The following is a 20,344-nucleotide window of genomic DNA, read 5'->3' as shown; positions in this document are numbered from 1 at the left end:
GTGCGCGGTTGCAACTTGTTGAAGCGGGCGCTATCAATCACTAGATGAACCTTCCTGAACTCACCGATACCGCGTTGAGCGGTTTTCACCCCGCCGTCAGCGCCTGGTTTCGCAGCACATTCCCCTCGGTGACCGGCGCCCAGGCCCAGGCGTGGCCGCTGATTCGCCAGCGCCGCTCAACGCTGATCGCCGCGCCCACCGGCTCCGGCAAAACGCTCACGGCGTTCCTCGCGGTGCTTGATGACCTGGTTCACCAAGGCCTGGCCAACGGCGGGCACCTGCCGGATGAAACGCAGGTGGTTTACGTGTCGCCGCTCAAGGCGCTGTCCAACGACATCCAGATCAACCTGCAAAACCCGCTGGCCGGGATCAGCGAGCACTTGCAGCGCCTGGGCTTGCCGCCGCTGGAGGTCCGCACCGCCGTGCGCACCGGCGACACCCCGCAAAAAGACCGCGTGCAGATGCGCAAGCGCCCGCCGCATATCCTCGTCACCACACCCGAATCGCTCTACGTACTGCTCGGCTCAGACTCCGGCCGGCAGATGCTCGCCAACACGCGCACGGTGATCGTCGATGAAATCCATGCCATCGCCGCCGGCAAACGCGGCAGTCACCTGGCCCTGAGCCTGGAACGCCTGCAAGGCTTGTGCGCCGAGCCGTTGACGCGCATCGGCCTGTCTGCCACGCAAAAGCCGATCGAGGCCGTGTCGCGCTTTCTGGTGGGCACGGGCCGCGAATGCGCGATTGTCGACATCGGCCATGCCCGCCCCCGCGACCTGGATATCGAAGTACCGCCGGTGCCGCTCTCGGCGGTGATGGCCAACGACGTGTGGGAGTTGGTTTACGACCGCCTCGCGGCACTGGCCCGCGAGCACCGCACCACACTGGTGTTCGTCAACACCCGGCGCCTGGCCGAACGCCTGGCGCGGCACTTGAGCGAGCGCCTGGGCAAAACCGCCGTGGCCGCCCACCACGGCAGCCTGGCCAAGGAAATGCGCCTGGACGCCGAGCAACGGCTCAAGGCTGGCGAGCTGCAAGTGTTGATCGCCACCGCGTCGCTGGAATTGGGGATTGATATTGGTGATGTGGATCTGGTCTGTCAGATCGGCTCGCCGGGCTCCATCAACGGCTTTCTGCAACGGGTCGGCCGCTCCGGCCACCAGGTCGGCGGCACGCCCAAGGGGCGCCTGTTCGCGACAACGCGCGATGACTTGATCGAATGCGCCGCCCTGCTCGACTGCGTGCGCCGAGGCGAGCTGGACACGCTGCACATCCCTGTAGCGCCGCTGGACGTGCTGGCCCAGCAGATCATCGCCGAGGTCAGCGCCCAAGAATGGTCGGAACAGGCGCTGCTCGCGTTGATCCGCCGCGCCTCACCCTTCGCAGAGTTGGACGAGCGCCATTATCAGGCGCTGCTGCAAATGCTCTCGGATGGCTACAACGGTCGTCAGGGCATTCGCAGCGCCTACCTGCACCGCGACGCCGTGACCCACACCTTGCGCGGGCGCCGTGGCGCCAAGCTCATCGCCGTGACCAGTGGCGGCACCATCCCCGATAACGCCGACTACAGCGTGTTGCTCGAACCTCAGAGCCTGAATATCGGCAGCGTCAACGAAGACTTCGCGGTGGAAAGCATCGCCGGGGATATCTTCCAGCTGGGTAACACGTCCTACCGAATCCTGCGGGTGGAAGCCGGCAAAGTGCGGGTCGAAGACGCCCATGGGCAGCCGCCGACCATCCCGTTCTGGCTCGGCGAAGCACCGGGGCGCAGCAACGAATTGTCGGCGGCGGTGGCGCGGTTTCAGGGGCAGTTGGACGCGTTGTTGAGCGCCACCCCCGGCGACCTGCAAGGCGCGCAGGACTGGCTCAGCGAAACCCTGGGCCTGAACCGCGCCAGCGCTGAGCAACTTCTCGATTACCTGGCCCGTACACGCCTGGCCCTGAGCGCGTTGCCGTCTCAGGACACCTTGATCATGGAGCGGTTTTTCGACGCTTCCGGCGGCACCCAATTGATCATCCACACGCCGTTTGGCAGCCGTATCAACCGCGCTTGGGGCCTGGCGCTGCGCAAGCGCTTTTGCCGCACGTTCAACGTCGAATTGCAGGCGGCGGCCAGCGAAAATGCGATCGTGTTGTCGCTGTCCACCCGTCACAGTTTTGAGCTGGATGAAGTGTGGCGCTATCTCAACAGCCACAGCGCTGAGCACATACTGATTCAGGCCGTGCTGGAGGCGCCGCTGTTCGGCGTGCGCTGGCGCTGGAATGCCGGAGTGGCGCTGGCGTTGCCGCGCTTTACCGGCGGGCGCAAAGTGGCGCCGCAGATCCAGCGCATGAAAAGCGAAGACCTGATCGCCAGTGTGTTTCCCGACCAGATCGCCTGCCTGGAAAACCTCGCCGGTGAACGCGAAGTGCCCGAGCACCCGCTGGTGGAGCAAACCCTCAACGACTGCCTGCACGACGCCATGGACAGCGACGGCTGGCTGGCCCTGCTGCGGCGTATGGAGAACGGCGACGTGCGCCTGATCAGCCGCGACCTGCCCGCGCCCTCGCCCATGGCCGCAGAAATTCTCAGTGCGCGCCCCTACACCTTTCTTGACGACGCGCCGCTGGAAGAACGCCGCACCCAGGCCGTGCTTAACCGGCGCTGGAGCGACCCGCAAAGTACCGACGACCTCGGCGCGCTGGACCTGGACGCCATCGCCGGGGTGCGCGATGAAGCCTGGCCGACGCCCCAAGGCCTCGATGAAATGCATGAGGCGTTGATGAGCCTGGCGTGTATCGCCCAGAGCGAAGTCACGCCGCAGTGGGCCGAATGGCTGAACACGCTGGCCAAGGGTGGCCGCGCGTTTCAATTGCACAATGGCCTGTGGGTCGCCGTGGAACGTTTGAATTGTTTACAGGCGATTTACCCCAACGGCCTGCCGATGCTGCCCGGCTTCGATGAGCCGTGGGCCTTTGATGAGGCGATCACAGAGGTACTGCGCGCTCGCCTCAGTGGCTTCGGCCCGCTGAGCCTGATCGAGATCGCCGCGCCCCTCGCCTTGACGGTCGCCGACGTCAGCCAGGCCCTCGCCCGCCTGGAGCAGGAAGGCTACGTGATGCGCGGCCATTTCACCCCCGGCGCCAGCGCCGAGCAATGGTGCGAACGCCACCTGTTGGCGCGCATTCATCGCTATACGGTGAAGCGCCTGCGCCGGGAAATCGAACCGGTGGCGTTGCAGGACTTCATGCGCTTTCTGTTTGATTGGCAGCACGTCTCCGACTGCACGCGCGGCCAGGGCAGCGCAATGCTGGCGCAGATCGTCGGCCAGTTCGAAGGCTATGCCGCCGCCACCTCGGCCTGGGACAGCGACTTGCTCAGCGCGCGGCTCAAGGATTACTCATCCACCTGGCTCGACGAGTTGTGCCGCAGCGGCAAGCTGGTGTGGACGCGACTGAGCCACAAGGCCGGCGCGATGGCCTTGCGCAGCACGCCGGTGGTGTTGCTGCCGCGCAGCCAGGTGGCGCTGTGGAGCGGGCTGACTGAGCTCACCGACAGCACGACGCTGTCGCCCAAGGCGCAGAAAGTCCATCAGGCCCTGCGCGATCAGGGCGCGCTGTTTTTCGATGAACTGGTGCATGAAGCCCATCTGCTGCGCAGCGAACTGGAAACCGCCCTGCAGGAATTGGTGGGCGCAGGGTTGGTCAACGCCGACAGCTTTGCCGGCCTGCGCGCGCTGACCACGCCCGCCAGCAAACGCCAGGCACGCAGCAGTCGGCGTGGGCGCGGGGCGTTTATCGGCGGCATGGACGATGCCGGGCGCTGGGCATTGGTGCGCCGTGCGCCCACCGTCACCGGCGCGCACTCGGCCGAGACGCTGGAGCATGTCGCGATGACCTTGCTGCGCCGTTATGGCGTGGTGTTCTGGCGGTTAATGGAGCGCGAGGCGGATTGGTTGCCGAGCTGGCGTGAGTTGCTGCGCACCTTCCATCGGCTGGAGGCGCGCGGCGAGATTCGCGGTGGGCGTTTTGTAAGTGGGTTGGCGGGGGAACAGTTTGCGTTGCCGGAGGCAATTCCGTTGCTTCGTGAAGTCCGGCGGCGCCCGCATGACGGCAGCCTGGTGGCGGTGTGTGGGGCTGACCCGCTGAATCTGGTGGGCACGCTGCTGCCGGGTAACAAAGTGCCGGCAGTGAGCGGGAACCGCGTGGTGTACCGGGATGGGTTGCCGGCGGCGGTGATGGTCGCGGGTAAGCAGCAGGTGTTGGTGGAGGTGGATCAATTGGCGGTGCAGGAGAAGTTGATCAGGCACTGAGGTGGGGTGACTTTAAGTGCCTCTTCGCGAGCAAGCCCGCTCCCACATTTGAACGGGTTCACACAATCAAAATGTGGGAGCGGGCTTGCTCGCGAAGAGGCCAGTGCAGGCACCCTCACTCACTGAGTACGCGGCTGCTCCGTCAACACCACCGGCGCCGGCACCTCTTGATCCGGTTCATCCACCTGCGCGTTGCGCTTGGGCAATAAAACCTGCTGTGGATAAGTTTGCGCGAAGTGCACCTCGTCACAGTTATCCACAAGCTTTTTCAGCCGCTGGTTAAAGGCGCGACTCACCGCATATTGCCCGCCCGACACGGTGCGGAACTGCGCCGTGAGCACCACGCCGTTGAGGTCCATCTTGTCCACACCAAACACCTCCAGCGGCCCCTGCAGGTTGTACTTGAGGAACACGTCATCGCTGATCGACTGACCCGCGCCGCGAATCAGTTCGACGGCCTTGTCCACATCCGTGTCGTACGTGAACTGCACCGAGAAGAACGCATAGGCAAACTGCCTCGACTGGTTGGTGACCGCCTTGATCTGGCCGAACGGCACCGAGTGCACAAAGCCCTTGCCGTCGCGCAGGCGCAGGGTGCGAATGGTCAGGCCTTCGACGGTGCCCGCATGGCCGGAATCGAGCACCACCCAGTCGCCGATGGACAGCGTGTCTTCAATGATAATGAACAGGCCGGTGATCACGTCCTGCACCAATTGCTGAGAGCCAAAACCGATGGCCAGACCGACTACACCGGCACCGGCCAACAGGGGCGCGACGTTGATGCCGAGGTTGGCCATGGTGGTGATCGCGCAGATCACCACCAGGATGATTTTCACCGCATTGCGCACCAGCGGCAGAATGGTTTTCACCCGCGTGCTGGGCTGGCGGCTCGAGCGTTTATTCACCGGCGGTTTCAGCGCTTCCTGAATCGCCGTGTCGAGTACCACCCAGAACAGCCAGGTCATCAGCAGAATCAGGCCAATGCTGCTGAGGGAGTCGCTGATCGCCCGGCCAATGGAATTGCGCTCGGCAAACTCAAACAACGACACGCCCCAGATACGCCCCAGCACTTCGATAAAACCGATGGCCATGGCGATGCGCAAGATCGCGTGCAACAAGCTCAGGAAGCGTTCCTTATAAGCACTGCTGCGCTGGATGGCGACCTGGCTGCGCGACTTGAACAGGTGTTGTAGAACCGTGCTCAGAAACACCGTGCCGATCAGTAAGATGGTGGTGAACAACGCGCATCGCAGGGCTTTCTGATTGTCGTCGCCGGCGCTGATCAGGTTGATTGCAGACACCAGCACCATCAACAGAATCGGCCAGTACCAAAGCCCGGAAAACACCCGCAACGATTGCTGCACGGCCGGGTGTTTAAGACGCTGGGAAAGCGGACGGTTGCGGATGAGATGGGCCACAGGCCGACGCAAGCGAATCACCAGTGCGCCGAAAATCACGGCCGCAAACATACCGGTGAACACCGCCACGCTGCTGGTGATATTGCCACCAAATTGACGAGCGATTTGCGGGCTGGTCAACGCGTCGCTGAGTGCGGCGAGGAAGCCGATCAAAAACAGTGGTTTTGGGCAGTAATCGCGGATGATCTGCACCGCCGGGCGTTTGTGCCCCACGTTAAACATCACGATGACGCACAGCAGAATTGACGTGGAGAAGATGCCGCTACTGGTCGCGTAGGCAAAACACAGCGCCAGCGCGCGGCCGATGGAGGTCGGCAGAAAATGGCTGACGTACAGCGTCAACGGCAAACAAATGATTGCAGGAATCGTGTAGGGCACGAAGTAACCCAGCACACCTTGCAAGCGTCCGCGCCGTTCCACAAAGGCCCGACGGCTCACACGCTTGACGATGACGCGACCCAGCAAGGTCAACAGCGCAAAGGCGCCGATCCAGGTGCCGGACAACACCAGAAAATCCCCGGCGACGCTCCAGGGCGAGCGGTCGGATGGACGATTGACCAGCCGCCCGACTTCATTGGCTGCGCGATCGGCGCGTAAACGCCAGGCGTCCAGCACGTTCTGGTTGAGGTCGAGTTTGTCTTGCACATCATCAATGCTGGAACTGATGGCCCCCAACAGGCCGCCCTCCACCAGAATCTCCGGCTTGGCCGGCGCCTCTGGTTCCGGCGCGGTGGCCGCAGCTTGCAGTTCGCCGCTGCCAAACAGCAGCGCACCAAGCAGTAATGCAGTCTTTAGATTCAGCAAAACACCGGGCTCCTCAGGAAGGGTCTGTAAGGAACTGACGGGTTTTCATCCTGATCGTTCCGCACCCGGCGTGAGAATGCCTAACGCGCACCGTCACTTGCGGCACTCCCACGCAGCGCATGGGAACGATCTGTGCGTAGGTGCTCGCGCCCACAGTTGCCGTGTGCCGTCGGTAAGAAGCTGGAAACTTTCAGTCAAAAATCGCAGTCAGCCATAAACGGGGGCAAGGCCCCTACCCTTATTCAGGAGCAAACATGGCTGCGATTCCCGACTGGGTGCCCACCACCCCCAGCGTCGCCATCACTCGCTTCACGGTGTTGACGGTCAATATTCACAAGGGCTTCACCGCCCTGAACCGGCGTTTCATCCTGCCCGAGTTGCGTGAAGCGGTGCGCAGTGTGGGCGCCGACATGGTGTTTTTGCAGGAAATCCACGGCACCCACGAACACCATCCCCAACGCTACAGCGAATGGCCGGACATGCCGCAGTACGAGTTCCTCGCCGACAGTATCTGGCCGCAGTACGCCTACGGGCGCAACGCGGTTTACCCCCATGGCGACCATGGCAATGCCTTGCTGTCGAAATTCCAGATCGTGCGCCATGACAACCTCGATATTTCCCAAAGCGGTCATGAAAATCGGGGCCTGCTGCATTGCGTGTTGCGCCTGCCGGGCAGTGGTCAGGAGGTGCATGCGATCTGCATTCACCTCGGCCTGCGCGAGGTGCACCGCCAGCAGCAGTTACGCTTGCTGGAGCAGCGCATCAGTGAGATTCCTGCCGATACGCCGCTGGTTGTTGCGGGCGATTTCAATGACTGGCGCCAGCGCGCCGACCTGAGCAAAAGCGGCCTGCGGGAAGTGTTCACCGAGACTCACGGCAAACTGCCGCGTACCTTCCCAGCCCGCTTGCCGTTGTTGGCGCTGGACCGCATTTATGTGCGCAACGTGAAAATCCATAACCCAAGGGTGCTGACCACTCGCCCGTGGTCGCACTTGTCCGACCATGTGCCGCTGTCGGTGGAGATCGAGCTATGAACGTTGCAGTCGAGCATATTTCCACCGACCAGCCGCCGGATGAAGCCAAGGCGCGTGACCTGGATTACGGCTGGCAACCGGGCAACAGCGTTGAACTGCTGGAAAATGGTGAGGCGTATTTCCCCAAGGTGTTTGCGGCGATGCGTGAGGCCAAGCGCGAGATCCTGCTGGAGACCTTTATTCTTTTCGAAGACAAGGTGGGTCATGAGCTGCAAGGCATTCTGATCGAGGCAGCGCAGCGCGGCGTGAAGGTGGTCATGAGCCTGGATGGTTTCGGGTGTGGCGAACTGAGCCCGGCGTTTCTGAGCGAGTTGGCGCAGGCCGGGGTGGCGGTGCAGATGTTTGACCCGGCGTCGAAGCGGCTGGGTATCCGCACCAACTGGTTTCGCCGCCTGCACCGCAAGATTGTGGTGGTGGATGCCGCCGTGGCGTTTATTGGCGGGATCAATTTTTCTGCCGACCACTTGGGCGATTTCGGGCCAGAGGCCAAGCAGGATTACGCCGTGCAGGTGACCGGCCCGGCGGTGGCCGACTTGCACCATTTCGCCCTCGCGCAAAGCGGTCGCCAGGTACGCACGCGGCGCGGCTGGCGTCGGCGCCAGCAACGTCCTTCGCCGTGGGCAACCGATACGGGCGAAGGCATGGTTCGCCTGATTTACCGCGACAACCTGCAGCACCGTGATGACATTGAAGAAGCCTATATCTACGCCCTGAGCAAAGCGCAAAAACGCGCGGTGATCGCCAATGCCTACTTCTTCCCCGGCTACCGCCTGCTGCGGGAGATCCGCAATGCCGCGCGCCGTGGCGTGCACGTACAACTGATCATGCAGGGCCAGCCCGACGTGCTGCTGGCCAAGCTGGCGGCGCGCATGCTCTACGACTATTTGCTCAAGGATGGCGTGGTGATTCACGAATACTGCCAGCGCCCGCTGCACGGCAAGGTGGCGCTGGTGGATGACGAATGGAGCACGGTGGGGTCGAGCAACTTGGACCCGCTGAGCCTGTCGCTGAACCTGGAAGCCAATGTGCTGATTCGCGACCGAGCGTTTAATCAGCAACTCTATGAGCGCCTGGAATCACTCGCCCAAAACCACTGCCAGACCATGCCGGAAAATCGCAAGCCGCGTTTGTGGCTGTGGCGACTGACCGTGGGGTTTCTGGTGTTTCATGTGATGCGCCACTTCCCCGCGCTGACGGGCTGGCTGCCAGCGCACAAACCGCGACTCAAACCTTTCGAGCACCAGGCCCATGACCTCTAAAGCCGGCGGTTCACGCTTCAAACGCTGGAAGAAGCCACTGACCGTGGTGTTTTTCCTGTTGCTGATCGTGTTGTTCACCCTGCTCGCCCGGCGCATCGACTGGAGCGAGGTGGTGCAAACACTGGGTGATTTCAAATTGCGTACGTTGCTCATCGCAGGCGCAGTGACGTTGTGCAGTTTTCTCGTCTACGCCAGCTTCGACTTGATCGGCCGCACTTACATTCGCCAGCCGCTGGGCTGGAAGCAAATCCTGCCGGTGGGGATTATCAGCTATGCGTTCAACCTCAACCTAAGCGCGTGGGTCGGCGGGATCGCCATGCGTTATCGGCTGTATTCGCGGCTTGGCGTCAGCACTGCCAATATTGCCAAGATTCTGGGGTTGAGCCTGGCCACCAACTGGTTTGGCTATATGGCACTGGCCGGCGTGGTGTTCGCCAGTGGCTTGGTGACCATGCCGCCGGGCTGGAAGGTCAGCACCACCGCGTTGCAGGGCATTGGCGCGCTGCTGATCGTGGCCAGCATGGGCTATCTGGCGGCGTGCCAGTTTTCGAAGAAGCGCGCGTGGTCGATCAAGGGCATCGAGATCAACCTGCCGTCGCTGCGCATGGCGTGTTTGCAGTTGGCATTGGGTGCGCTGAACTGGTCGTTGATGGCAGCGGTGATTTTTACCCTGCTGCCGGCGAAACTGGATTATCCGCTGGTGCTAGGCGTGTTGCTGATCAGCGCGATTGCCGGGGTGGTGACGCATATTCCAGCGGGCCTTGGGGTGCTGGAGGCGGTGTTTGTTGCACTGTTGCAGCATGAAGCGTCGCGGGGCAGTTTGCTGGCGGGGTTGATTGCGTACCGGGCGATTTATTTTATTTTGCCGCTGTTGATTGCGTTGGTGATGTACCTCACGGTGGAGGCCAAGGCCAAGGCGTTACGGGTGAAGAAGGCGCCGGCTTGAGACAATGTTGACTGGTTTGGCGCCTTCGCGAGCAAGCCCGCTCCCACATTTTGACCGAGTCCTACCGTTGGAATGCGGTTCAAATGTGGGAGCGGGCTTGCTCGCGAAGGCGTTCTAAAGAGCAGCATTTTATCGAGATTGAATAATGCTCAACCGCTCGCCCACCACCATCTCGGTAATCCAGTCCACCAAAATTGAGGTGTACGCCTGCTGAGACACCGGATCGCTCAACGAATGATCAGCCCCATCGATAATCCGGTGAGTCAACGAATGCGTCTGCTGGCACGCCGCGCGGTAGCTCATGATTGTGGCGTGGGGCACATGGTCGTCGGTTTCCGACTCGACAATCAGCACATCACCGGTAAAGGCCGAACAGGCGTGCAACGCGCGGTTGGTGCCGGCGTGCACCAGCGTGCTGCGGTAATCCATCAAGTCGGCTTTATCCAGATCGCGCTTGGGCTTGAGCCATTCCCGGTCGCGGTACAGCGCCGGCGCGCGCAGCGCCAGCCAGCGCACCGGGCGCAATGAAGTCAGGATCGCGGCGAGGTAACCGCCATAACTGGTGCCCACCACTGCCACCGCCGAGGTGTCGATGGCCGGGTGGGAGAGCAAGCGGTCGTAGGCCGCGAGCAGGTCACGCAGGTTGTCTTCGCGGGTCACGCGGTTCAGCGCAATACCCGAGCCGGCGTGACCGCGCAGGTCGAAGGTCAGGCAAACGCATCCAAGCCCTGCAATGCCTTTGGCCCGTTCCAGGTCGCGTTCCTGGCTACCACCCCAGCCGTGTACAAATAACACCCCCGGCACTTTGGATTTGGGGCTCAGAAAGGTGCCACTCATCTGTTCGTCGTCTATATCGATCGCAATGCTTTCGCTTCTAGCCGTCATAAGATTTAACCGTCACATACTTGAGGAGAAAGTCGCTGTTTTCCGCAGGCCCGCGATACACCTCAATGGCATCCGCTGGCAGCGGTTGATCCACGTAGGTTTCAACCGAACACACATGAATGGCGCGCAGGCCAGGGTGATTGATGAAGCTTTGCAGCGCCGCGACTTCCGCACTGCTGGCCCCGCCCATGCGCCAGGATTGTTCGAGCACGCCACTGCGGCGTTGGCCGTCGCTGTCCAGGCCCTGGGCAATGTCGTAATTGCGCCGCGAAGCGTAGAAGCCGGGATAGGCTTCATCTGCTGCGGTGTCGAAGACCTGCGCTTGTTCGATGGCTTCGCGCACATCAGCGGGCAAGTCGAGCTTGAGCAGGCATTCGTAGTCACCGGGCACCACCAGTAGATTGGAGCCGCCGTAGACGTCTTCGCCCTGCCCGTCTTTCGTCAGGTATTGCTCGCCGCAGTAGCTCAAGACGTGATCGCCGATAAAGCTTTGGCCCACGCTGTGGGTGACCACGTCGTGCAGGTCCTGTTCCAGCACGACGCCTTGATTGAACAGTTGCGCCGCGTCGGGCCGCAGCAGCACGGCTTCGAATTCGTCGAGGCTGTGGATAACTTCCTGGCCTCGCCCGGCGCAGGCGTGCACGGGTTTCAGGCGGATCGGCCCGCTGTAAAGCAGGCGCGTGGCGGCGGGCAATGCGTCTGCAAGGGCAAATACACTGAGGCCGTCGAGCACCACCTTGCGCACACGCTCACCGAATACTGTCGACCAGCCTTCCGGCGCCATGGCCTCGGGGCTGAGCAGGCCATGGCTGATGGCCTTGGTGCAGATGAAGTCGTGATCAACATAGCCACCCCACAAGTCTTCGGGACCTTTGATGTTGAGTGCGTAAGCCTGGTGCAAACCGACCAGCGTCTGGGTGGGCAGCCAGTAAAGATCACGCCCGGCATGTTTGTGCGGGTCGTAGCTGCCGCCGAACCTGAGGCCGAGAATATGCGCCAGCCAGCGCGCCAGTGCGCGGTTGGTCTCGATTTCGTGCCGGGGCGCGCCCTCGCGGGTGGAGTGAGCGACTACCAGTTTCCTGCGTTGAGTCGGGGTCATACGTCCCCCTTGGCTATCCTGCCATGAGTGTAGACGTTGGGTTGCAGGGATCAGGCCAGGGCGTGTTTAAGGGGGATGGTCATGAAATCAGTCAGTTGGCGCAAAACAGGTGGCAGTTGGCCTGTTTGATTCTGCACGACGCCGCATTAAAAAGGCGGCGTTCTGCACGGTTCACACGCCAAAGCGGCTGCGGTAGTCGCTCGGCGCCAAGCCAGTGATTTTCTTGAAGGTGGCGCGAAAGGCACTCGGGTCTTGGTAACCGACTGTCCAGGCGATGTGGTCGATGGTGCCGTTGGTGAATTCCAGCATTTGCCGCGCCTTGCCCACCCTTAAGTGCTGGCAATATTCGGTCGGTTTCAACCCCGTGGCAGTGCGAAAGCGCCGCAGGAACGTTCGCTCTTCCAGCCCCGCCTCCTGCGCCATCGCCGTGACCGACACGTCCACCGCACCGCTGGCTTGCAGCCAATGCTGAACCTTCAAAATGGCGCCGTCGCCATGCCCCAGGATCGGCGCAAAGTTGCTGCCGCACTGGCTGGCGCTGTCGCTGTGTTCGATTACCAGGAAACGCGCGGTGTCGGCGGCGATGCTCGGCCCCATTAGACGGTCGACCAGGCGCAGGCCCAGTTCGGACCAGGCCATCAGCCCGGCGGTGGTGATCAGGTCGCCATCATCGACGATGGGTTTATCCGCCTCCAGGCGCACAGCCGGGTAGTGCATGGCGAAAGACTCGGCGGAAGACCAATGCGTGGTGGCGCTGCGTCCGTCCAGCAGGCCACTGCGCGCCAGCATAATCGAGCCGATGCACACGCCGCCGAGTACGGTGCCGGCCGCGTGCCTGGCGCGAATCCACGCCAGCAGCGCGGGCGGCGCCTGCTCTTCGGTGAACTCACCAATGGAAGGTGGCACCAGTAGCGCCATCATCGGCTGTTCCGGGCCTGGGTGACTGTCAAATACGCGCGAGGTCGAGCCATGGGCGTCCACCTGCCAGTGGCTGATTCGCAGCCAGGGCAGTTGCGCAGATTGATGCTCGGCGGCGATCCGGTTGGCCACGCCGAACAGGTCGGTCAAGCCATGCACCGCCGCCAGTTGCGCACCCTGGTAGATCAATACGCCCAGCTCTACAACGGCCATTGTCAGTTTTCCCCCTGTTATTGTCGGTGCAGCCAATCCCCGGTGCTGGCGCCAGCTAACATACTGAACCCATCAACCCATCACGAGGCAACACACATGGCCAAGCAAGCGCTCATCCTAATCGATATCCAGAACGACTACTTCCCTCAGGGCAAGTGGCCACTTGACGGCGTAGAGGCGGCAGCAGACAAAGCCGCGCAGGTGTTGCAGGCCTTTCGTCAGGCGGGCAAGGCCGTGATTCACGTGCGCCATGAGTTCACGGCCGAGGACGCACCGTTCTTCACGCCGGGCTCCGACGGTGCGCACCTGCATACCAAGGTGCTGAACGAGGGTGATGAGCCGGTGGTGCTTAAACATTTCGTGAATGCGTTTCGCGAGACTGATCTGCGCGCTTTGCTGGAAAAACGCAGCATCACCGACGTGGTGGTGGTCGGCAGCATGAGCCATATGTGTATCGATGCCGTGGTGCGGGCCGCAGCGGACCTGGGCTACAACGTCACCGTGATCCATGACGCCTGCGCAACGCGGGACCTGGAATTTAACGGGCAGGTGATTCCGGCGGCGCAAGCGCATGCGGCCTATATGGGATCGCTGGCGTTTGGTTACGCGCAGGTGGTGTCGGCGGATGAATACCTGAAGGCACAAGCGGCGGCAGCGTAGCCGCCACTCGTTAGCCCTGGCTTAGCGGGTCGCGATAATGAACAGGCGCGGGAATGGCAGCAATACTGTGCCATCGGCCAGGGCTGGGTAAGCCTTGCTGATCCGCGCCTGGTACTCGCGCAGGAAAGCGACCCGTTCGTCGGCGGCCAAAGGCGCAAGAAATGGCCGCAGCGCCGACCCCTTGAACCACTCCACAACGCCAGCGTGATCGGCCAGCGGATGCTGATAAGTGGTGCGCCACACATCGACGCTGCTGCAGTGTTTACTCAGCACTTCAAAGTAATAACTCGCCGTGTGCCGTTCGTTATGTTTCACCGCGCCGATCCTGGCCGACCATGGGCCGTCGGCGGCCACTTCCCGCGCCAGCCGGTGAGCGGGTTCGTCAAGGTTGTCGGGGGTCTGCACAGCCAGGGCGCCGCCGGGCGTCAGTTGGTTGACCAAGTGCGGATACAGCGTGGCGTGGTCGGGCAACCATTGCAGGGAAGCGTTGGCCAGAATCACATCAAACGCTTGTGCGGGCTTCCAGGCGCCGATATCCGCCAGTTCGAAGCTCAGCGCTGGCAGGCGTTTGCGCGCATCCGCAAGCATGTCGTCTGAACTGTCCATGCCGGTGACGTGAGCCTGAGGAAAACGCTCGGCCAGTACCTCAGTGGAATTGCCCGGGCCGCAGCCCAAATCCACAGCCGTGTTTACCTCGATAGTGGGGATGGCCGCCACCAGGTCACGAACGGGACGGGTGCGCTGCTGTTCAAACATCGTGTATTGCTTGGCGGACCAGGTCATCGAGGCTTTCCTTCTTTTTGAGGTTGGGCACAGCCTAAATCTTGTCAGCCATGAGAACAAATGCCAGGATTGGCGCTCTCCCATACCTCAAAAGTATCCCTATGTTGGAGCTTCGCCAACTTAAAGCCTTTGTCGCCATCGCCGAAGAAGGCTATATCACCCGCGCAGCCGAGCGCTTGGGCATGCAACAGCCTCCGCTGACACGCTTGCTGCAAAGTCTTGAGGCCGAGTTGGGCACCGTGTTGATGGAGCGCCTGCCCCGTGGCGTGCGGCCCACTACCGCCGGGCTGGCCTTATTGGAACAAGCGCGGGAAATACTCGCTCAGGCCGACGGCTTGGCCGAAGTGGTGCGTCGCGCCGCAAAGGGCGAGCGCGGGCGGTTGGCTATCGGTTTTACCAGCTCTGCGGCATTGCACCCCTTTGTGCCAGGCGTGCTGCGGCTGTTTCGCGAAACCTTTGTGGGCGTCTCGGTGGTGTTGGAGGAAGCGGGTACTGGCGAATTGTTGGATGCGTTGTTGCATCAAAAACTCGACGCCGCGTTTATCCGCTCTCCCCTCAGCGGGACGCAGGCACTGCACGACGAACCTATCCTGGTGGAACCGATGCTGCTGGCATTGCCCACTGATCACCCATTAGCCCTCGATTCGGGATTACCACTGCCCTTGGCAACGCTGGTTAACGAATCCTTCGTGCTCTACCGCCGTCGCGTTGGGCTGGGCTTGTATGACGCGATCCTGGTGGCCTGCCGTGAAGCGGGGTTCAGCCCGCAGGTCGTGCAGGAAGCGCCGCGAATGACAGCCACGCTGAGCCTGGTAGCGGCCGGCCTGGGTGTGTCCATTGTGCCGGCGTCCATGCAGCGACTGCGTGGAGACGGCATCGTTTACCGGGAGCTGACGGAGTGCCGCAATCTGGTAGCACCGTTGCACCTGGCCACGCGGCTGGGTGATGGCTCGTCTGTGTTGCGTGAGTTCAGGCAGATGGTGGTGACGGCGGCAGCGGCGGACGCCTGATTGCAGGCCATAAAAAACCCCCGAGGCCAGGGCCGTCGGGGGTTTGCGTGTTCCGGGTCTTGGACCTAGAACGGGATATCGTCATCAAAGCTGTCGAAATCCGGAGCCGGTTGCGGAGCGGCCTGTTGTGGCGCTGGACGCGACTCACGTTGTGGCTGCTGGCTTGGCTGTTGGCTCGGCTGCGGACGGGACTGCTGTGGACGCGGCGCCGAGTTGGACATGCCGCCCTGGCCTTGTTGGTCGCCCTGCGGACGGCCGCCCAGCAGTTGCATGGTGCCTTGCATGTCGACCACGATTTCAGTGGTGTAACGCTTGATGCCGTCTTTTTCCCACTCGCGGGTTTGCAGTTTGCCTTCGATGTAAACCTGTGAACCTTTGCGCAGGTACTCACCGGCAATCTCGGCCACTTTGCCGAACATCGACACACGGTGCCATTCGGTTTTCTCGACCTTCTGGCCGGTTTGCTTGTCGGTCCACTGTTCGCTGGTCGCCAGACTCAGGTTGGTCACGGCGTTACCGTTAGGCAAGTAGCGAACTTCGGGATCCTGGCCGCATGTACCGACCAATATGACTTTGTTAACCCCACGGGCCATAACGTTCTCCTAGGCTGGGCGCGCTGTCGGCACTGGGTTGACCAGTTGCTCAAGCGTCGCGCGATCCAATAATTCGGTGTCCAATTTGATGTAGATGGCGGCTTCTTCAGCAATAACCACGGCATCCGTAACCCCTGCGACAGCCTTAAGGCGCTCAACCAGACCGACTTCGCGGATCGCTTCTGGCGATAACGGCAAACGCAGGCTCGTCACATAGGGAGGTTCGCGCATGGTAACAGCAAAGGCTAGCCAGAGGGCAGCCAGACCTGCGCATCCGAGGAACACAACTGACAGACCGCCATGCTGGAACATCCAGCCACCCATGATGCCGCCCAGTGCAGAGCCGAGGAACTGGCTGGTGGAATAAACCCCCATCGCAGTACCCTTGCCACCGGCCGGTGAAACTTTACTGATCAGCGAAGGCAACGACGCCTCCAGCAGGTTGAACGCGGTGAAAAACACCACCGTGCCCGTCACCAGCGCCCGCAGGCTGTCGCCGAACTTCCAGAAGAATAGCTCAGTGAGCATCAGCGTCGCGACGGCGCCGAGTAAAACTCGTTTCATTTTGCGTTTCTTCTCGCCGTAGATGATGAACGGGATCATGGCGAAGAATGAAATCAGCAGTGCCGTGAGGTACACCCACCAGTGCTGTTCCTTGGGCAGGCCGGCTTTTTCGACCAGTGCCAGGGGCAGTGCGACGAAGCTGCACATCAGCATCGCGTGCAACACGAAGATACCTAAATCCAGGCGCAGCAGGTCTGGATGCTTGAGCGTCGGCAATAGCGCCTTGCGCGCAACGCCCGATTCACGGTGCTGCAAGGTGCCTGTGGAATGCGGGACCATAAAGGCCACGATCACGATACCGAACAACGCCATGCCGCCGGTGGCCAGGAACAGCCCGTGCAAACCAAAGGCGCGCGTCAGCAACGGGCCGACCACCATGGCCACGGCGAACGACAGCCCGATGGTCATGCCGATCATCGCCATCGCCTTGGTACGGTGTTGTTCGCGGGTCAGGTCCGAGAGCAGCGCCATGACGGCGGCGGAAATCGCACCCGCGCCCTGCAGGATGCGCCCGGCGATCACGCCCCAGATGGAGTCGGCCTGTGCTGCGAGCACGCTGCCGAGGGCGAAGACGATCAGCCCGAGGTAAATTACCGGGCGACGGCCAATGCGGTCGGAGATGATCCCGAACGGAATCTGAAAAAGCGCCTGGGTCAGGCCATAGGCGCCAATGGCCAGGCCGATCAGGGCGGGGGTTGCGCCTGCGAGATCCATCCCATAGGTCGCCAGTACCGGCAACACCATAAACATGCCAAGCATACGGAAGGCGAACACCAGAGCCAGACCGCTTGCCGCTCGGGTCTCGCCGCTACTCATGCGTTCGCTGTGGGGATCGTGCATGGAAAAACCTCGTGTGAACCGGCGACGATTCTACCAGTCCCATCGAGTGAGAGGGTATATGCGGCGCTTTGCCGCGCAGCTTTCATGTAACGCTGCAACCGGCACTTTGACAGTGTATATTCATCCAGTCATTAGCCGTATACTCCTGCATTATTTACGCCCGCCGTGCGAGGCCATCTTGGACAAGATCCTGATTCGTGGGGCTAGAACCCACAACTTGAAGAACATCGACCTGACCCTGCCCCGGGACAAACTGATCGTCATCACCGGCTTGTCGGGGTCCGGCAAATCGTCCCTGGCGTTTGACACGCTGTACGCCGAAGGCCAGCGTCGCTATGTGGAATCGCTGTCGGCGTATGCCCGCCAGTTTCTGTCGATGATGGAAAAGCCCGACGTCGACACCATTGAAGGCCTGTCGCCGGCTATTTCCATCGAGCAAAAATCGACCTCCCACAACCCGCGTTCAACCGTGGGCACCATCACCGAAATCTACGACTACCTGCGTCTGCTGTACGCGCGTGTGGGTATTCCGCGTTGCCCGGACCACGATATTCCGCTGGAAGCCCAGACCGTCAGTCAGATGGTCGACCTGGTACTCGCCCAGCCGGAAGGCGCCAAGCTGATGCTGCTGGCCCCGGTGATTCGCGAGCGCAAGGGTGAACACCTTTCCGTCTTCGAAGAACTGCGTGCGCAGGGCTTTGTACGTGCGCGCATCAACGGCAAGCTCTATGAGCTGGACGAAGCACCGAAGCTCGACAAACAGAAGAAGCACTCCATTGATGTGGTCGTCGACCGTTTCAAAGTGCGCGCTGACTTGCAGCAGCGACTGGCGGAATCCTTTGAGACTGCCCTGAAACTGGCAGACGGCATTGCGCTGGTTGCGCCGATGGATGATGAGCCGGGCGAAGAGACTATTTTCTCCGCGCGCTTTGCGTGCCCGATCTGCGGCCACGCCATCAGCGAGCTGGAACCGAAGCTGTTTTCCTTCAACAACCCGGCTGGCGCCTGCCCGACCTGTGACGGCCTGGGGGTTAAACAGTTCTTCGACATCAAGCGACTGGTCAATGGCGACCTGACGCTGGCGGAGGGCGCGATACGCGGCTGGGACAGGCGTAACGTCTATTACTTCCAGATGCTCGGGTCGCTGGCGTCCCACTACAAGTTCAGCCTGGAAGTACCGTTCAACGAATTGCCGGCCGAGCAGCAGAAAGTCATCCTGCACGGCAGCGGCTCGCAGAACGTCGACTTCAAGTACCTGAACGACCGTGGCGATATCGTTAAACGTTCGCACCCGTTCGAAGGCATCGTGCCGAACCTGGAACGCCGCTATCGCGAGACCGAGTCAGCGAGCGTGCGCGAAGAACTGGCGAAATTCCTCAGCACCCAGCCGTGCCCGGATTGCCGCGGCACTCGCCTGCGTCGTGAAGCGCGGCACGTCTGGGTTGGCGAAAAAACCTTGCCGGCGGTGACCAACCTGCCGATCGGCGATGCCTGCGAGTACTTTGGTGTACTCAAACTGACCGGGCGGCGCGGCGAAATTGCCGACAAGATCCTCAAGGAAATCCGTGAGCGCTTGCAGTTTCTGGTCAACGTAGGCCTGGACTACCTGTCGCTGGATCGCAGCGCCGATACGTTGTCTGGCGGTGAAGCCCAGCGTATTCGACTGGCCAGCCAGATTGGCGCCGGCCTCGTGGGCGTGTTGTACATCCTCGATGAACCGTCGATTGGCTTGCACCAGCGGGATAACGACCGCCTGCTGGGCACGTTGAAACACCTGCGCGACATCGGCAACACGGTGATCGTGGTCGAGCATGACGAAGACGCGATTCGCCTGGCGGATTACGTCGTCGATATCGGCCCGGGCGCCGGTGTGCACGGCGGGCATATTGTTGCCGAGGGCACGCCAGCAGAAGTGATGGCGCATCCTGATTCGCTGACCGGCAAGTACTTGTCCGGCCGCGTGAAAATCGCCGTGCCGGCCAAACGCACCCCACGCAACAAGAAGCAGGCGCTGCATCTGAAAGGCGCGCGCGGCAACAACCTGCGCAATGTTGACCTGGAAATTCCGCTGGGCCTGCTGACCTGCGTGACCGGTGTTTCCGGCTCGGGCAAATCGACGCTGATCAACAACACGCTGTTCCCGCTGAGTGCCACCGCCCTGAACGGCGCGACCACGCTGGAGGCCGCTGCTCACGACAGCATCAAGGGCCTGGAGCTGCTGGACAAGGTGGTCGATATCGACCAAAGCCCGATTGGCCGCACACCGCGCTCCAACCCGGCGACCTACACCGGTTTGTTCACGCCGATTCGCGAACTGTTCGCTGGCGTGCCGGAGTCCCGCTCACGGGGTTATGGGCCTGGCCGGTTCTCGTTCAACGTCAAGGGTGGACGCTGCGAAGCGTGCCAGGGCGACGGCCTGATCAAGGTAGAGATGCACTTTTTGCCGGACATCTACGTGCCGTGCGACGTGTGCAAGAGCAAGCGCTATAACCGCGAAACTCTGGAGGTGAAGTACAAAGGCAAGAACATTCACGAAACCCTCGAAATGACCATCGAGGAAGCCCGGGTGTTCTTCGACGCGGTGCCAGCGTTGGCGCGCAAGCTGCAGACGTTGATGGATGTGGGCTTGTCGTACATCAAGCTAGGGCAATCGGCCACCACGCTGTCGGGTGGTGAAGCGCAGCGGGTGAAACTGTCGCGTGAGCTGTCCAAGCGCGATACCGGCAAGACCTTGTATATCCTTGATGAGCCGACCACCGGCCTGCACTTTGCGGATATTCAGCAGTTGCTGGATGTGTTGCATCGCTTGCGTGACCACGGCAACACCGTGGTAGTGATCGAGCACAACCTGGATGTGATCAAGACCGCCGACTGGCTGGTAGACCTTGGGCCGGAAGGCGGTTCCAAGGGCGGCCAGATTATTGCAGTGGGCACGCCGGAGCAGGTTTCCGAAATGCCGCAATCGCATACCGGCTACTACCTGAAGCCGTTGCTGGCCCGCGACAAAGCCTGATTTATCGGGCCCA

General features: G+C 61.6%; 14 protein-coding genes. 7 read left to right on the top strand and 7 right to left on the bottom strand.

The window, feature by feature from the left end:
- The first annotated feature begins 44 nt into the window (after window positions 1-44).
- Window positions 45-4,292: a DEAD/DEAH box helicase gene (locus Q7C20_RS02135; protein ID WP_375064996.1), complete on the top strand. Its 4,248-nt coding sequence runs from the start codon at window positions 45-47 to the stop codon at window positions 4,290-4,292.
- A 119-nt stretch (window positions 4,293-4,411) separates the two neighbouring features.
- On the opposite strand, the gene Q7C20_RS02130 is transcribed toward Q7C20_RS02135, so the two are convergent.
- On the bottom strand, window positions 4,412-6,514 hold the full coding sequence (locus Q7C20_RS02130; protein WP_375064994.1) for a mechanosensitive ion channel family protein: 2,103 nt from the start codon (window positions 6,512-6,514) through the stop codon (window positions 4,412-4,414).
- Window positions 6,515-6,768: 254 nt separating this feature from the next.
- Between Q7C20_RS02130 and Q7C20_RS02125 the strand changes: the two genes are divergently transcribed.
- Genes Q7C20_RS02125 through Q7C20_RS02115 form a run of 3 tightly spaced genes read left to right on the top strand, consistent with a single transcriptional unit; the run spans window position 6,769 to window position 9,753 of the window.
- The gene (locus tag Q7C20_RS02125) at window positions 6,769-7,548 is read left to right on the top strand and encodes an endonuclease/exonuclease/phosphatase family protein (protein ID WP_375064992.1); all 780 of its coding nucleotides are present in this window, start codon (window positions 6,769-6,771) and stop codon (window positions 7,546-7,548) included.
- Complete coding sequence (clsB, locus tag Q7C20_RS02120) at window positions 7,545-8,807, top strand: cardiolipin synthase ClsB (protein ID WP_375064990.1); 1,263 nt, start codon at window positions 7,545-7,547, stop codon at window positions 8,805-8,807. Before Q7C20_RS02125 ends, clsB begins: the two co-directional genes overlap by 4 nt.
- Window positions 8,797-9,753 carry a lysylphosphatidylglycerol synthase domain-containing protein gene (locus Q7C20_RS02115; protein ID WP_375064988.1) on the top strand — a complete coding sequence of 319 codons (957 nt, stop codon included), beginning with the start codon at window positions 8,797-8,799 and terminating at the stop codon, window positions 9,751-9,753. Before clsB ends, Q7C20_RS02115 begins: the two co-directional genes overlap by 11 nt.
- A 129-nt stretch (window positions 9,754-9,882) precedes the next feature.
- Here Q7C20_RS02115 and Q7C20_RS02110 read toward each other — a convergent pair whose 3' ends face one another.
- From Q7C20_RS02110 to Q7C20_RS02100, 3 genes are all read right to left on the bottom strand, one after another.
- Window positions 9,883-10,638, bottom strand: a complete 756-nt coding sequence (locus Q7C20_RS02110) for an alpha/beta hydrolase family protein (RefSeq protein ID WP_375064986.1) — start codon at window positions 10,636-10,638, stop codon at window positions 9,883-9,885.
- Window positions 10,628-11,737: a DUF3182 family protein gene (locus Q7C20_RS02105; RefSeq protein ID WP_375064984.1), complete on the bottom strand. Its 1,110-nt coding sequence runs from the start codon at window positions 11,735-11,737 to the stop codon at window positions 10,628-10,630. Before Q7C20_RS02105 ends, Q7C20_RS02110 begins: the two co-directional genes overlap by 11 nt.
- 171 nt (window positions 11,738-11,908) lie before the next feature.
- Window positions 11,909-12,868, bottom strand: coding sequence for a GlxA family transcriptional regulator (locus Q7C20_RS02100; RefSeq protein WP_375064981.1), 960 nt, complete (start codon window positions 12,866-12,868; stop codon window positions 11,909-11,911).
- A gap of 96 nt (window positions 12,869-12,964) precedes the next feature.
- On the opposite strand from Q7C20_RS02100, the gene Q7C20_RS02095 reads away from it, so the two are divergent.
- Window positions 12,965-13,528: a cysteine hydrolase family protein gene (locus Q7C20_RS02095; RefSeq protein ID WP_375064979.1), complete on the top strand. Its 564-nt coding sequence runs from the start codon at window positions 12,965-12,967 to the stop codon at window positions 13,526-13,528.
- Window positions 13,529-13,549: 21 nt separating this feature from the next.
- On the opposite strand, the gene tam is transcribed toward Q7C20_RS02095, so the two are convergent.
- On the bottom strand, window positions 13,550-14,311 hold the full coding sequence (gene tam / locus Q7C20_RS02090) for a trans-aconitate 2-methyltransferase (protein ID WP_375064977.1): 762 nt from the start codon (window positions 14,309-14,311) through the stop codon (window positions 13,550-13,552).
- Window positions 14,312-14,412: 101 nt separating this feature from the next.
- On the opposite strand from tam, the gene Q7C20_RS02085 reads away from it, so the two are divergent.
- Entirely contained in the window at window positions 14,413-15,321 is a 909-nt protein-coding gene (locus tag Q7C20_RS02085; RefSeq protein WP_375064975.1) for a LysR family transcriptional regulator, read from the top strand.
- Between the two features lie 65 nt (window positions 15,322-15,386).
- Here Q7C20_RS02085 and Q7C20_RS02080 read toward each other — a convergent pair whose 3' ends face one another.
- Entirely contained in the window at window positions 15,387-15,914 is a 528-nt protein-coding gene (locus tag Q7C20_RS02080; RefSeq protein ID WP_099235124.1) for a single-stranded DNA-binding protein, read from the bottom strand.
- A gap of 9 nt (window positions 15,915-15,923) precedes the next feature.
- Complete coding sequence (locus Q7C20_RS02075; RefSeq protein ID WP_375064973.1) at window positions 15,924-17,318, bottom strand: MFS transporter; 1,395 nt, start codon at window positions 17,316-17,318, stop codon at window positions 15,924-15,926.
- Window positions 17,319-17,496: 178 nt separating this feature from the next.
- Between Q7C20_RS02075 and uvrA the strand changes: the two genes are divergently transcribed.
- Window positions 17,497-20,331: an excinuclease ABC subunit UvrA gene (gene uvrA / locus Q7C20_RS02070; RefSeq protein ID WP_348062057.1), complete on the top strand. Its 2,835-nt coding sequence runs from the start codon at window positions 17,497-17,499 to the stop codon at window positions 20,329-20,331.
- Window positions 20,332-20,344 lie beyond the last annotated feature (13 nt).

It is taken from the genome of Pseudomonas sp. AMR01, assembly GCF_041946035.1.
Classification (GTDB): Bacteria; Pseudomonadota; Gammaproteobacteria; order Pseudomonadales; family Pseudomonadaceae; genus Aquipseudomonas; species Aquipseudomonas antarctica_B.
The sequence above is the reverse complement of the archived record's forward strand: the minus strand, read 5'-3'. Positions and strand labels throughout refer to the sequence as shown.

Excerpts from the sequence above, each read along its gene's own strand:
- Q7C20_RS02135 (WP_375064996.1), top strand. The coding sequence starts at position 45 with ATGAACCTTCCTGAACTCACCGATACCGCGTTGAGCGGTTTTCACCCC.
- Q7C20_RS02125 (WP_375064992.1), top strand. The coding sequence starts at position 6,769 with ATGGCTGCGATTCCCGACTGGGTGCCCACCACCCCCAGCGTCGCCATC.
- clsB (WP_375064990.1), top strand. The coding sequence starts at position 7,545 with ATGAACGTTGCAGTCGAGCATATTTCCACCGACCAGCCGCCGGATGAA.
- Q7C20_RS02115 (WP_375064988.1), top strand. The coding sequence starts at position 8,797 with ATGACCTCTAAAGCCGGCGGTTCACGCTTCAAACGCTGGAAGAAGCCA.
- Q7C20_RS02110 (WP_375064986.1), bottom strand. The coding sequence starts at position 10,638 with ATGACGGCTAGAAGCGAAAGCATTGCGATCGATATAGACGACGAACAG.
- Q7C20_RS02105 (WP_375064984.1), bottom strand. The coding sequence starts at position 11,737 with ATGACCCCGACTCAACGCAGGAAACTGGTAGTCGCTCACTCCACCCGC.
- Q7C20_RS02100 (WP_375064981.1), bottom strand. The coding sequence starts at position 12,868 with ATGGCCGTTGTAGAGCTGGGCGTATTGATCTACCAGGGTGCGCAACTG.
- Q7C20_RS02095 (WP_375064979.1), top strand. The coding sequence starts at position 12,965 with ATGGCCAAGCAAGCGCTCATCCTAATCGATATCCAGAACGACTACTTC.
- tam (WP_375064977.1), bottom strand. The coding sequence starts at position 14,311 with ATGACCTGGTCCGCCAAGCAATACACGATGTTTGAACAGCAGCGCACC.
- Q7C20_RS02085 (WP_375064975.1), top strand. The coding sequence starts at position 14,413 with ATGTTGGAGCTTCGCCAACTTAAAGCCTTTGTCGCCATCGCCGAAGAA.
- Q7C20_RS02080 (WP_099235124.1), bottom strand. The coding sequence starts at position 15,914 with ATGGCCCGTGGGGTTAACAAAGTCATATTGGTCGGTACATGCGGCCAG.
- Q7C20_RS02075 (WP_375064973.1), bottom strand. The coding sequence starts at position 17,318 with ATGCACGATCCCCACAGCGAACGCATGAGTAGCGGCGAGACCCGAGCG.